The sequence below is a fragment of the Vibrio sp. 1CM2L genome (assembly GCF_023161695.1).
Classification (GTDB): domain Bacteria; phylum Pseudomonadota; class Gammaproteobacteria; order Enterobacterales; family Vibrionaceae; genus Vibrio; species Vibrio coralliirubri.
On the sequence record NZ_JALNTT010000003.1, the window covers coordinates 913,120 to 927,066 of the forward strand.

Annotated in this window: 13 protein-coding genes; 3 read left to right on the forward strand and 10 right to left on the reverse strand. The window is 43.7% G+C overall.

The annotated features are described in order from the left end of the window. Positions 1-59: 59 nt before the first annotated feature. The 7 genes from MSG34_RS14295 to MSG34_RS14325 form a co-directional block, all read right to left on the reverse strand. The gene (locus MSG34_RS14295) at positions 60-1,292 is read right to left on the reverse strand and encodes a glycine betaine/L-proline ABC transporter ATP-binding protein (protein ID WP_017059590.1); all 1,233 of its coding nucleotides are present in this window, start codon (positions 1,290-1,292) and stop codon (positions 60-62) included. Next, entirely contained in the window at positions 1,285-2,184 is a 900-nt protein-coding gene (locus MSG34_RS14300) for a proline/glycine betaine ABC transporter permease (RefSeq protein WP_019823103.1), read from the reverse strand. The genes MSG34_RS14295 and MSG34_RS14300 overlap by 8 nt, the downstream gene beginning before the upstream one ends. 147 nt (positions 2,185-2,331) lie before the next feature. Further along, a complete protein-coding gene (locus MSG34_RS14305; RefSeq protein ID WP_017063893.1) occupies positions 2,332-3,324 on the reverse strand; it encodes an ABC transporter substrate-binding protein in 993 nt (330 codons plus the stop codon). Between the two features lie 554 nt (positions 3,325-3,878). Beyond that, complete coding sequence (locus tag MSG34_RS14310) at positions 3,879-4,568, reverse strand: chromosome partitioning protein ParA (protein ID WP_248338074.1); 690 nt, start codon at positions 4,566-4,568, stop codon at positions 3,879-3,881. After that, on the reverse strand, positions 4,568-6,667 hold the full coding sequence (locus tag MSG34_RS14315; RefSeq protein ID WP_248338075.1) for an SLBB domain-containing protein: 2,100 nt from the start codon (positions 6,665-6,667) through the stop codon (positions 4,568-4,570). Before MSG34_RS14315 ends, MSG34_RS14310 begins: the two co-directional genes overlap by 1 nt. Further along, positions 6,664-7,500, reverse strand: coding sequence for an OmpA family protein (locus tag MSG34_RS14320; RefSeq protein WP_248338077.1), 837 nt, complete (start codon positions 7,498-7,500; stop codon positions 6,664-6,666). Before MSG34_RS14320 ends, MSG34_RS14315 begins: the two co-directional genes overlap by 4 nt. Before the next feature lie 62 nt (positions 7,501-7,562). After that, complete coding sequence (locus tag MSG34_RS14325) at positions 7,563-7,892, reverse strand: STAS domain-containing protein (protein WP_050621341.1); 330 nt, start codon at positions 7,890-7,892, stop codon at positions 7,563-7,565. A 310-nt stretch (positions 7,893-8,202) separates the two neighbouring features. Between MSG34_RS14325 and MSG34_RS14330 the strand changes: the two genes are divergently transcribed. Then, the gene (locus tag MSG34_RS14330; RefSeq protein WP_048611046.1) at positions 8,203-9,045 is read left to right on the forward strand and encodes a DNA ligase; all 843 of its coding nucleotides are present in this window, start codon (positions 8,203-8,205) and stop codon (positions 9,043-9,045) included. A gap of 100 nt (positions 9,046-9,145) precedes the next feature. Here MSG34_RS14330 and MSG34_RS14335 read toward each other — a convergent pair whose 3' ends face one another. After that, the gene (locus MSG34_RS14335) at positions 9,146-10,516 is read right to left on the reverse strand and encodes an MATE family efflux transporter (RefSeq protein ID WP_048611045.1); all 1,371 of its coding nucleotides are present in this window, start codon (positions 10,514-10,516) and stop codon (positions 9,146-9,148) included. Positions 10,517-10,969: 453 nt separating this feature from the next. Here MSG34_RS14335 and MSG34_RS14340 point away from each other — a divergent pair, with 453 nt between their 5' ends. Next, positions 10,970-11,578, forward strand: coding sequence for a riboflavin synthase (locus MSG34_RS14340; protein ID WP_048612058.1), 609 nt, complete (start codon positions 10,970-10,972; stop codon positions 11,576-11,578). Positions 11,579-11,762: 184 nt separating this feature from the next. Here the strand turns inward: MSG34_RS14340 and MSG34_RS14345 are convergent, their stop codons facing one another. Next, entirely contained in the window at positions 11,763-11,966 is a 204-nt protein-coding gene (locus MSG34_RS14345; protein WP_004733789.1) for a CPXCG motif-containing cysteine-rich protein, read from the reverse strand. Between the two features lie 111 nt (positions 11,967-12,077). Then, positions 12,078-12,944, reverse strand: coding sequence for a fructosamine kinase family protein (locus tag MSG34_RS14350; protein ID WP_019823083.1), 867 nt, complete (start codon positions 12,942-12,944; stop codon positions 12,078-12,080). A 585-nt stretch (positions 12,945-13,529) separates the two neighbouring features. Between MSG34_RS14350 and MSG34_RS14355 the strand changes: the two genes are divergently transcribed. Then, positions 13,530-13,874: a DUF3802 family protein gene (locus MSG34_RS14355; protein WP_010440912.1), complete on the forward strand. Its 345-nt coding sequence runs from the start codon at positions 13,530-13,532 to the stop codon at positions 13,872-13,874. Positions 13,875-13,947 lie beyond the last annotated feature (73 nt).

Here is a 13,947-nt window from a genome sequence, read left to right on the forward strand (position 1 = left end):
AACGATAACCCAAACAATGATAATTCAAACAGCCGTACTTTAAATTACGAAAAGTAGGACTACGAAGCTTTATCAATCTTTGGCTTTGGGTCGGCTTCTACTTCTTCCTCGCTACTTTCTGAGAAGATATCAGCAACAGCGCTTCTCTCTAGTTCACCTTTTAGATTACCGTCTTCATCAACAACTGGAAGAGAGTAGTCACAAGACATAGTATCTGGTAGCACTTCTTCAATCACCGCATCAGGTAAGATGGCAGGGACTTCTTCGTATATCTCATCACTAAAGTCATGTACCGATGAATCTTCAACAGCGTCTTGTAGGCTCTCTTGTGTGACTAGGCCTTGATAGCCGTCATCCGTTACGTGATAAGCGTAATCGTTTTTAAGCATCTTCATTTGTGCCAGAGCACCTTCAATCGTTTCTGATGTGATTCGATAAAGAGGAGGTTGCATAACGGTTTCAACGGTCAATGCACGAGCGCGGTTTACGTCTTTCACGAACGCTTCCACGTAATCATCGGCTGGATTTAGCAGAATCTCATGTGGTGTGCCTTGTTGTACTAACTCGCCGTCTTTCAAAATTGCGATTCTATCGCCTAGGCGGAGTGCTTCGTCCAGATCATGAGTGATGAAAACAATCGTCTTATGAAGCTTCTCTTGAAGTTCAATAAGCTGGTCTTGCATTTCACTTCGAATCAAAGGGTCGAGTGCCGAAAAGGCTTCATCCATTAACAAGATTTCAGCGTTAGTACACAGAGCGCGAGAAAGGCCAACACGTTGTTGCTGACCACCTGAAAGTTGCGCTGGGTATTGCTTGCCATAACCTTTTAAGCCCACCGTTTCTAACCATTCGTTGGCTTTCGCTAAACGGTCTTCTTTTTTGATGCCTTGTACTTCCAACCCGTACGCAACGTTTTCAACCACAGTGCGATGAGGCATTAAGCCAAAGCGTTGGAATACCATCGACATTTTATGACGACGGAACTCTTCTAGCTGTTTAGTGTTGAGGCTCATCACATCAATGCCTTCAACCATGATTTTACCTTGAGTCGGGTCAATCAAACGGTTGAAGTGGCGAATCAGCGTCGATTTACCCGAGCCAGAAAGCCCCATGATTACGAAGATTTCGCCACGGTTAATTTCAAGGTTAATCTCTTTTAAACCAACGGTATGACCCGTATCCGCAAGAATCTGATCTTTGTGTTCGCCGTTTTGAACTCGGTTCATAACAGACATTGGTTTAGGTCCAAACACCTTGTACAGACCACTAATTTCAATCAATGGTTTAGTCATGCTTGAATCCTCCTAAATGCGCATTAGTTCTTCTTGCGTACGCTTGTGAAGCGCGGTCAAAAAGGATTGCGAGGGCAACGATGGCGAAACCATTCATCAAACCTAATGTGAAGTACTGGTTAGTAATCGATTTAAGAACCGGTTGTCCTAGGCCTTTAACACCAATCATGGATGCGATAACAACCATAGACAGTGCCATCATGATGGTTTGGTTGATACCCGCCATGATCGTTGGCATTGCTAAAGGAAGTTGAACACCCCATAAGCGTTGCTTTTTGCTCGCACCAAAAGCGGTAGCGGCTTCAAGGACTTCTTTATCGACTAGGCGTATGCCTAGGTTAGTTAAACGAATCACAGGTGGAATCGCGTAGATAACCACGGCGATTAGCCCTGGAATCTTACCGATGCCGAGTAGCATTACCACTGGAATCAAGTAAACGAATGCAGGCATGGTTTGCATGATATCGAGCATCGGCGTAACGATAGATTGCGCTCGATTTGAACGAGCCATCGCAATGCCAATCGGAATGCCTAAGAATATTGAAACCAAGGTACACACAGTAATGATACTGAGCGTCCGCATGGTGTCTTCCCACATTCCAAAGTAACCAATGAGAAGTAGAGAAACAACACAACCTAAAGCCAGTTTCCAAGAACGACTTGCCGCGTAGACAAGACTGGTACACACGGCAAGGACAATAATCCAAGGTGTTGAGATAAGGAGTTTTTCAAACCAAACAAGGAATGAAAGAAGGGGGTCAAAGAGAGATTCAATCATTTCGCCGTATTCACGGGAAAATTCACGGTATGCGCCATCTAGCGTCTTTTTTATGGTTCGTAAATCACCGCGTTCCATCTCTGGAAAGCTTGATAACCAATTGCTGTCAGCCATTTTATATCCTTATAGTTCGGAGCCACTTGTCCATGCGATAAGAAAATCGCTAATGAAAAGGGCTCCGAATCATGAATAACATCAAGTATAGCGACGTTATTTCTGTTTTATTGTTGAAGCGTAATTACTTGTTATTAAATCAAGATCTTACAGCTCTGCTTCAACTTTCTTAGCCACTTCTTCAGAAACCCATGGGTGCCATACTTCTGGGAATTCACTTAAGAAATGCAGACTCGCTTCTTCGCCATCAGCTTGGTTGTCTTCCATCCAAGCAAGTAGCGAGTTCATTTTGTCGTTTGTGAAACCACGTTTAGTAAAGTAGTCGTACGCTTCAGGAGCACGTGACGCAAAACTTTCAGTGGTAATCGTGTGAACAGGTGAAGGCGGGTACATGGTCGCTTTTGGCGATTCACAATCTTCTTTAGTGGTACAGTTAAGGAACTCTTCCTCATTAACGCCACTGCCAAAGTCGACTTTAACCATGTCGTATTTACCTAGCACAGCGGTCGGTGCCCAGTAGTAACCAAACCAAGCTTCTTCACGTTCATAAGCTTTTGCGATAGAGCCAGATAAGCCGGCACTCGAGCCTGGATCAACAATCGTGAAACCGCTGTTTTCTAGCTCAAGAGCATTAAACAAGTTTCCGGCGCTGATCTGACAGTTCCAGCCTGCAGGGCAGCTGTAGAATGCAGATGTATCTGGGTCTTCAGGGTGTTTGAATAAGCTTGCGTTTTTGCGTACGCCTTCGATGGTTGCCATTTCAGGGTACTGTTTAACTAGGTAAGCTGGAACCCAAAAGCCTTCTTCGCCGCCGTTCACAAGTGCTTTACCTGCGTAGCGAAGACGTTTCTCTTCAACACCTTTATCTAATGCGTCTTTTAAGCTGTTGCTCCAAAGTTCAGGTGCAACATCAGGCTGGCCTTTTTCGATCATAGACGTGCCTGTTGGCATAGTGTCGCCAGGGATAAGTTCAGCATCACACCCATAACCATGTTCAAGGATGAATTGGTCGATATTGGCGATCAGTGTTGCAGAGTTCCAGTTCATATCTGCGATTGTTACGCTGCCACATTCTCCAGCGTTAGCATTACCGCTGGCTGCTGCTACTAACAAAAATACGGAGCTTAACTTGTATTTCATATTGAGTTTCCTTTCTCTTTAATAATACAACTAAGGTAACCAAGGTAAATTGATTATCTAAATTGCTCGATGGTGATCCTTTCCGTGTATTTGAACCATTTGAGCAGAAGGAGGGATGGGTGAAGTTTGAATAGATAAACGTGCAAAGTCAGTGAAGTGTGATTTGCCAATTCATCCACTGTGTTTCAACAGCCATCGGATAACTTTGTCAAACTATTACAAATTCGTCAAAAACCACCTCTATTTATAATCTTAGGGAATAATCGTACGAATTCCATCTTTGATTCGATTTACATGGCACTTTAACCGTCTGTGTCACATTACCGCTAAAGTTAGGTGTGGGGCTGTTGATTTTTGAAGGGATTTAAAGGTGGTAAGACCATGATTGACGTGTGTGAAATGCGTTGAATGGTTTTTAAAATCTTATTTTTAACAATAATTTCGCCAAAAACACCCAATTTGGTTTTGAATCATTCAGAGAAGTTGGAGCTTGAAGTCTAATAAGATAGGTGGCTGTCATGGTTTAATGACAGCCAGAAAGTAGCAAAAGAAAGTTACATCGGAAGGTTCAAAAACTCATTTTGATACAGCTTGTTTGCCAAGCTATCGCGAAACTTAGCGGGGATGAATTTCATTCGATTGATTTGTCTGACCAACTCTTGTGCAAAGCTAGGTTTTTGTTTCATGTTCATCACGCAGCCCATTAGATTGATACCTTGTGCATCAAGCAGCTTTTTCGCTTGTTCTAGGTGGTGACTCGACGTTTCACCATAAGCGACAACCATCAGTGTGCTTTCACAAGCACTCGCCACAGACTGCGCCGGAATATTGCCTTTGTTTATGTTGAGAAGCGGTGAGGTATCAATGATGACTCTGTCGTATTTCTCTAACCATTTGTTGACCACTTTTTGTAACGTTGTCGGATCTTTATAAGCCAATTGCGTTGAAGCAACTTGTGGAGCAGGTACACCGATAAAGGTACGCTGAGATTCAACATGTTCAATCAATTGACCTTGCTGATTATCTTCTAGCATATTCAAATCTTTGAAAGCAGGGTTGAATAAGTTGAGATCAACATAAAGTGTTGAATGACCCGCAAGAAGAAAACGCTCAGCTAGTGCGGTTGCAATAGATGTTACGCCGTCACCTGAATGACAGGCGGTGACGCATATTGATTTTTGGCCGTTAAGTTCAGAAGCTAAATACAGTTGCTCGACTTCGGCATGGGTCGCTGAAATAGTCATTATAAAGCTCCTATTAATACGATGGTGGTCGTAATACGCAGTATGTCATCAAGTCCGACACGTGCTTTTTCAATAAAGCTTTCGCGACGGTCTGGAATGTAAATCGTGTCACCAGCGCGTAGCACCGGCAGGTTGTAAATGTTCGCCGTTTTACTGAACTCTACAAGGTCAAAAGTACGAGCCTGACCTTGGCAGCAAGACATATTCACAATGGTAATTTTCTCGACGTAAGCATTGTCGGTAGGGCCTGCCGCTTCTGCCAGAATATCTAGAATGGTCATGTTGTCGTTGAATACATAACGCCCTGGGTTGTTAATCGCACCAAGCACACGAACGGTTTCTTCTTTCGGTGTATCTAGCCAGTTTTTGCCTTTCTCTGGGATGTAAATCGTGTCGCCAGTGGTTACGTTTGGCAGTAACGATTCGTCACCGGTTTCGAAGTACAGTGATAAGTTAAGTTTGCTTACTTGCGAATAGGTTTTGTCACGATGCGTTACTCGAACGTTGTGGATGTCAGCATCCTTTGTTGGACCGTCAGCCGCAGACAAGATATCAAGGAAGTGCATGTCTTTGGTGAAGCGGTAACGACCAGGCGCATTCACTTGTCCAAAGATGTAGATCGAAGCATCAGAGCTTTGACGAACCCATTGTGATTTATTGTCTGAAGGATCTTGTGGCAAGTCGTGAACGCGCACGATAGAGCCCGCTCGAATTTGTGGCATTTGGTCACGTGGCGCACCATTTCGAATAAAATCATCAAGGTTAAACACAACTAGCTTTCTACCAGTAACAACCTCGATTTTCGATGTGTCAGCGCGTAGCGTAGGGCCGCCGACGTGTGCCAATAGCCCCATGAAGTTCATTTCATCTGACCATTCAATACGACCAGGTCGATTCACCTCACCAATCACGTTAACTGCTCTGTCTGGCGTAATTTTCAGCCAAGACTTCTCGTTCATGTCGGTTTTCTCGGGAACGAAAATCGCGTCACCAGCTTTGATGCTAGGAGGGTTAGAGTTAGGTAAGCCTTCAGTGTAAGCCGCTAAATCGAATTTAAGCACTCTGCCATTTGCTTTGATGACACGGATTTGTCGTGACTCTGCAAATCGAGTTGGGCCGCCCGCATTAGCCAAGATATCCATAAAGGTCGCGTCTCTTTTGCCTTCAAAAGCACCAGGGGCTGCGACTTCGCCCATTACGTAAACCATGTTGGCGCCGGATTTGATCTCTTCTTCTTGCTTGGGAACGAAAATGGTCGCACCCGGGCGTAAAATTGGAAGCAGACTTTCGTCACCAGAATCTAAGTAACGTTTTAGGTTGAATAGCGTTGGGGTGTTGTTCGAAATCACTCGGATTTGCTCAACACTGGCATAGCGAGTTACGCCGCCCGAACGCATAAGTACGTCGACAAGGTCGGTGTTCTCTTTGTAAGTGAACGAACCCGGCGCGTTTACCTCACCAAACACTTTGATGGAGTTACGAGAATCTGCACTGTCGCCTGAGTTAGCAAGCTTTGCTGCATCGAACTCTTGTTCTATGTTACCGACTAATGGAGAAGCCGGAACGAACAATGAATCCAGTGATTGCAGAGTAGGTAATGTTGACTCGTCTCCTGAATCAAGGAATCGTTTGTAGTTAAACTCTTTCTTATCTGCGCCTCGCTTTAGAATCAGCTTATCCAATTGCGCGCCCGGGCGTAAACCACCCGCAGCGTAAAGTGCCATTTGGATGCTAGAACCTAATGCGAGCGTGTATTCGCCAGGCTGTTCTACATAACCTTGCACGTAGATGATGATTTGCTGCTCTTTTACATACACTGAAGCGTTCGAAAGATCTTTATAAGCGGTTGCCAGCGACTCTAGAACCACTTTGTTAAGCTGCTCACTGTCGTAACCTGCAACAAACACAGCGCCTACTTCAGGAAGGGTAATACGGCCACGCTTATCCACTTGGAACCCCGTGTTTAAGGTACTTTCACCGGGCACGTTAACTTGGATAAGGTCACCGACTTGAACTGCGTCTGAAAACTCATCGTTAGCATTGACGACATTCGCAAAGCATAACGATAGGGTGATGATAAAAGCGATCAAGGATTTCATAGTCCACCTCCCATTTTCTCGGCATTCTTAGGCGAGATAACTTCGATACTTACTCGGCGGTTCGTTAAACGCGTGCCGTCGGATTCACCTTCAAAAAGAGGGACGGTTTCGCCAACAGAGACGGCTTTGATTCGTTGAGCGCCTAAGCCAAAAATAGTCAGGTAGCGTTCGACTTGTTTCGCTCGTCCAAGTGCTAACTTATCGTTGTATTCTTCGGTACCTGTCGCATCAGCATGGCCGGTAACAACAAGGTCTAGAGATTTGTGTTCTTTCAGTAGGCTGGTTGCTTCCGCAAGTCTTCCCATGTACTTCGGGTTTACTTCAATCGAATCTTCCGCGAATTGGTTATCAACATTAAGCAGGTCATACAACTGTTCGATAACTGACAGTTGCATTCTAAATTGGGTTTCATTTTTTGGTGGCTCACAGCGGGCTTGAGAGGTTACGTAATCCAGTTGGACTTCAAGTTCATTTAGACGTTTTCTTTGTATCACTAAGTCGTTGGCTGCATCCAGTAGTAGACCGCCTTGAAGTTCACGAGCAATACGATTTTGCTTTTCGATTGCTTGAACAACAGCAGCGGGGAAACACCAACGAGCGCCTTCTTGGATCAAGGCATCAAGGTGCAATTTAGCGAGCTGCCAATCAAAGCGTAATCCATGTTCTGGACCAAGAGGCTCGTCTGGCATGACAGGAGAGAAGTCTGAGTTTTGATAGTTAATAGAATCGTAACTTTCAGCCAAACCCCCTGTGCCTTGTTCAGGATAGCTAGTACAGCCACCCAGAACGAGAACGGACAGAGAAAGGGCTATGTAGTTTTTCAGTTTTTTCATGCCAACGTCCTATGTTTCTAATTTTTCTTATTATTTTTTGTTACTTCTAGCTTAGTGGGTCTTCATGAATTTGCAGGATTTTTTGAATTTACTGGGATAGCGTGGCCAATACGCAGCAAGTTCATAATTTCAAGAGGCTGACCCGTCACATTTTCAAGTCGCATGTTGCGCTCGCGTTCAGTCAGACGTTTGAACATATAAACAATCGCGCCAACCCCAGATGAATCTAAAAACTCAACCTGGCTAAAATCAACTTCGATTTCAGGGTGACCATCGTTAGAAATCACATCATCAATGTCTGTTTGTGCATCACGACTGCCTGCTGCATCCAAATCACCGAAGATAGAAAGCGTCAGTGTCGTTGTATTCAAATCAATCTTACGTAGTTCCATAGCGATATCTCCTTTAAGTATGTATTGACAATTGCACTGAATGTGCCAACTTTTATGTTGTTATTTTTCAATGATTTATGTTTAGTGAGAATTCCCATCTCAAATTGAGAAAAGGCGTTTCTCAATTTGAGAACTAAAAACGGCGGAACATATGAGAGCTATGAATCATTAGTTTAGCGAATTAATGCAAGAGTTAGATAAGGTTGATGAGTGGATCGCATCTTCTGGCAAAGATTGTCTAACTGGGTGTTAGAGCGCTTAGGATTAAAGACATTTGTTGACCACTACAGATATTAATATGGAGCAGATGATGAGATTAACCAAACTGGCTTTAGCCACTCTATGGGCGTGTTCGCTTTCATCTCATTCATCCTATTTGCCTCCTGACCATTTGGTGCTAGCAAACTCCTACCAGCAAGGCATAGATGTTTCTGAATACTGGAAGAGTGAAAAACTTGATGGGATTCGCGCTCTATGGGATGGACAACACCTTTATACACGTAATGGCAATCGCATTTACTCACCCAAGTGGTTTACTGAAAACTTGCCTAAGGTCCATCTCGAAGGAGAGTTGTGGGCAGGAAGAGGCAAGTTCCATCTCGTTCAATCTACCGTTCTCGACCATACGCCGAGTGACACAGCATGGCGGCAAATAGATTTCATGCTGTTTGATATGCCCGGCGCCGCAGGAGATTATCAAAAGCGCTATTACAACATTTTGCATTGGGTAAGCGTGATTGGAGAATCTCATGTCGGCTACATAGAACATGTACCAATTCACAGTGAAGAGGCTTTATTTCATCAACTTGATAATGTCGATGAGCGTAATGGCGAAGGTTTGATGCTTAGAAAGATCACCAGTCGTTATCAAGCAGGCCGAAGTAATGATTTGTTAAAGCTTAAAAGGCACCACGATGCCGAAGCCACGGTTATTGGCTATAAGGGTGGGACAGGGAAGTATAAAGGGATGATGGGTTCAATTTTGGTTCACACAGAAGAGGGGGTGGAATTTTATATCGGCAGCGGATTCAGTGACCAAATGAGACTCGCACCGCCAGAGATCGGTAGCCGTATTACCTTTCGCTACAATGGTTTTACTCAAAACGGAAAACCCAAGTTTGCGCGCTTTGTTCGAGAGAAGAGTGAATATTAAGGCAGATACGATCTACCTGACCATTAAACGAAAAGAGCCCTGAAAATCAGAGCTCTTTTTTGTATTCGAAATCAGATAGACCGACTTAGTGAGTGCGAATCTAGCGCGAACTAAACTCTAGCTGTACGTCGTCGTCTTGTTTATGCATCCAGTGTAGGCGCATACCCAACATAATCGCTGCTGATGTTAGACCGACAATGAAACCAATCCAGAAACCGTGCGCGCCCATAGGTTCAACAATCCAATCTTTCATTCCTAAGATGTAGCCGATAGGAAGACCAAGCAACCAGTAAGCAACGAACGTAATATTGAAGATTGAACGCATGTCTTTGTAGCCACGTAGAGCACCTGCAGCGATAACTTGGATGGCGTCAGTGCATTGATAAACCGCCGCGAACAACAGCAACTGCATTGCAACGGTAATTACCGCAGTGTTCTCTGTGTAAAGTAATGCAACCTGCTCTCTAAACAGAACCGTTAACGCCGCTGTCATTAAGGCTGTAACTAAACCAACAATGATACCCACGTGTGTCGCGATCTTAGCGCCTTCGGTGTTGTTTTCGCCCAACTTATGCCCAACACGAATACTCACTGCTGCACCGATACTCATTGGAATCATGAAGACTAGCGAAGAGAAGTTGATCGCGACTTGGTGCGCGGCAACAATCAATGAACCTAATGGTGCAACTAACAGAGAAACCACCGCAAACAGAGTTACCTCGAAGAAGATAGCGGCAGCTACTGGGAAACCAAGTCTAAACAGACGGATTTGAGCTTTAAGTTGAGGCTTGTGGAACGTACCGAAGATGTTGATTTTCGCCAAACGTTTTGATGTTAAAACGTAAGCGAACAGCAATGCAAACATAACCCAATAGACAATAGCCGTTGCCACGCCACAGCCAACACCACCCAGAGCAGGAGCACCAAGTTTTCCGTATACGAACATCCAGTTAAGCGGGATGTTTAATAGCAAGCCAATAAAACCAATCACCATTGCAGGCTTAGTTAAAGACATTCCATCCGTAAAGCTTCGCAATGTTTGGAACAACAAAAACGCAGGTACAGCAAACATCACCGCATTCATATAGCCGATGGTCTTTTCTGCCATGAGTTGTTCAATGTCCATCCACTCCAATATCAATTGTGTCTGGAACAGTACGCCAATGATAGGAAGAGAGATAACGAGCGCTAAAAACGCACCTTGTTGAATCTCAAATGGAATTTTAACTTGTCGACCAGAACCATTCAGCTGTGCAACGACAGGAACCAACGCCATCAATAGACCGACACCAAATAAGATTGATGGTAGCCAGATACTTGCTGCAATAGAAACCGCCGCCATATCGATAGCACTTACGCCACCGGCCATTACGGTATCAACAAACCCCATTCCAGTTTGTGCAACAGATGCGATCAATACTGGGGTCGCAAGTTTGATTAGATTCGAGGATTCTTCTTTGTAACGATGCACAAACAACTCCAAATAAGAGGGAAAATTAGAATAATAGTGTAGGAAAGGACATTCTGAAGGAATCAGAGACAATGATCTTAAGCTTCCACTGGACGAATCATAAAGAAATGTCACAATAACTGCTATGAAAAACTGTTATTAGGGCGTATTGATCTTTCGAGCTGATTTTTGCAGCGAGTTGCTGGGTATTTATGCAAGGCAGAGGCGTCGATGTGTAGCTAGCCTACATGAGAAGCCGATAACGTAGTAAAAATGACCAGCAAACGCTGCCCGAAGGGTTCGAGCTGGGCGCCCCCGCAAAAAGCGTTTTACTCTTTGTTGAGGGAGATTTGCTTAGGATGCTAGGCTACTTCCCCCTCGCCGCGATTAAAACGCTTTTGACTAGGCGTCCCCATCCGAACAAAATTTAACCGCGAAAGGTCAACACGCCCTAGAATGCTAAATAGGAATCTTATGTTTACAGGTATCGTTCAAGGCATGGCAACACTGGTTGCGATAAACAAAAAAGAGTTGTTTCAAACTCATACCATTGAGTTAAGTGACGAAATGGTTGAGGGGTTAGCAATTGGCGCTTCAGTAGCTCATAACGGTTGTTGCTTAACGGTAACGGAAATTTCTGGCAACCAGATTGCTTTTGATTTAATGCAAGCGACATTGCGATTGACGAACTTAGGCCAGCTGAATGTTGGTGACAAAGTAAATGTTGAGCGTGCAGCAAAGTTTGGTGACGAAATTGGCGGGCATAGCATGTCTGGCCACATTACTCTGATGGCTAATCTCGTTGATGTGATTAAGACAGAAAACAACCGCACGCTTTGGTTTGAGCTGCCTCAAGAATCAATGAAGTATGTGTTGAGCAAGGGTTACATCGGCGTTGATGGTTGTTCATTGACGATTGGTGAAGTGGAAGAGAACCGTTTCTCTGTTCACCTGATCCCAGAAACGCTGAATCGTACTCTGTTTGGCAGCCGTGAAGTAGGCGACCAAGTAAACATTGAGTTTGACCCTCAAACACAAGCAATTGTTGATACTGTTGAACGCGTACTAGCAAACCAAAAATAGTAGTAGCGGTTTATCAATAGCACTTGCCTAAAAAGCGCTGACTAAGTAAAAGTCGAAGACATTAAAAAAGAGCACATTAAGTGCTCTTTTTCTATTTTGTGTATTTGTGTTTTTCTAGGCTAGCCTCAAAATCGAAGGTAGCTTTAAATCGAGGTGTAGGTCAAACTCGACAAGAGAGTAGGTGTTAGAAGACTTGTTCGTCGTCTGCATCAATCGAGAGATTAATCCTGTCTCTTACTTCATCTACCTGCATGTCGAGGTGAATGGCATTGCAACATGCTGGGCAATCGTCATAAAAATCTTGGCTCCCATTAGAAGCATCAAGCGTTATGCTGATGGCATGCCCACAGTGGGGGCAGGAGACATGTTTCTCTGTGTATTTATGCATCGCGAATTCTCCTCACTGTAACTTGTTCCAATCGTAGTCGGTTTATAGATCGCTGTAGCTTGTATAGATCGTAGTAGCTTTATAGGTCGACTTAGCTCGCTGTGATTGGTATTAAACGGCCTGTATCTTCTGAATGCATGCTTCAGTTTGTGCTAAATATTCGCCGCCAAATTGATTGCAGTGGTTAAGAAGATGATACAAGTTGTAAATGTCTTTCCGATCAGTATAGCCAACGTCGAGTGGATTGACGCTCTGGTAACCTTCATAAAACTCTTTTGGAAACCCTTCAAACAATTCCGTTAATGCCAAATCGCATTCGTGATCACCCCAGTAACAAGCCGGGTCGTAACAGATTGGCCCAAAGGCTGAATTTGCTACATTGCCATTCCAAAGATCCCCATGAAGCAAAGAAGGGCGAGGGTTGTGGCCAGCAAGACGCATATTCACCACATCAACGATGTCATCAATATCACCAAACTCGATGCCTTTCTCTTTGAGCAGTTGCAGTTGGAAACCAATGCGTTGCTCGGAGAAAAAGCGACCCCATTTCTTATGCCAAGGGTTGGGTTGAAGTGTGCTGCCGATATAGTTGTCTTGGTCGCAACCAAACTCTTTTTGCTCGCCCCATTGATGAAGCTGCGCAAGCTGAACGCCGAAATCGAAGCTGTTGTTGCCCGTCTCGAGCGGTTTGGTCGGCAAGTAATTGAGAATAATGAACGAGCACTCTTTGGTTTTGCCAATAAGCACCAACTCAGGAACGTAAACGGTGGAGGTTTCTCTTAACAAGCGTAAGTTCTCAGCTTCAATTTCAAACTTAGGTAAAAATTCTCGCTGATTCACTTTCACAAAGTAGCGTTCATTACCATCGCTGATCATATAGCAATCGTTAATGTCGCCACCAGAAACCTTGGTACGTTCAGTAATCTGAAAGTTAAATAGAAGAGTATCTGAAAGTTGTTGAGAAATGGCCTGCCACATAGGAAATCCTCAAAGACTGAAAGTTAAAAAGATTGAAGGTTAGAAATACTGTTTGTTTAATAGCAATAGTTTAGGATAAATCTGAACAATTTATAGACGCACTCGTCAATGTTCTTAGCTCTTCTTCATCTTACGCAGAATCAATTGGCCGAATTGTGAACTCGAACTGATTCAAGCTCTTTGAAATACAAACATAAATTGAAAACCTGACGTGATGAAATGGTTTGGAACTGGTCTCACAATCGAAACGATTTTGAACGCAACAAACTGGAAAAGTGATTTGAGCTTGTTATTGTCTAGCGACTAAATTAAATGAGCTTTTAGAGTTAGTTGAAAGGGCTATTGTTAACTGGCGCAATACTTTGCTTCAAAGTTTGTCTTACACTTTGTTGGCGTGAATTGACTTGTGGTTCGAGTAGGCAGGTATACCACATAAAGCTATATCGATTTAATTTTAAGCTGAAATACTAACTAGGATCATTTTAATGCGGTTTTGGGCAATAAAGTGATGACAAATAGCTTCATTTACATAGTATTAGGCAAGTACGTATTAATCTGCTCTAGAGCTTAAAACGGAGAATTATTGTGGTTGTAGAAACCGATGGCTATTTGGCTTTAATCGAGCACCTATCATTCAACCTTGATGTGTTTACCAATAGTAATGGTGATACTGGAAACGAAAGTGTCGAAGACATTGTTACCGACATGATTTCAACGAACATCATGGCTATTTTCGAGCAAAACCCAGAGTTGCATTCGAGCGTTCGTTTTCAACTTTTGAAAGAAGCAGATGCCGTAGTAGCGGATCTTGGTGAAGTATTAGCGGGTGTGTGGGCTAAGAAAGCGACTAACGAACAAATTGTATTCCTTGATGAGTACATCGCGTTAGTAAAGAACCTGTTTGATACTGCTGTTGCTAAATACGATTAACGGTTTGTTTGCTCATTTATCGTCGTAATTGTTCAGCATAAATAACAACGGGCGTTTAAGTCGTATCTTTCTA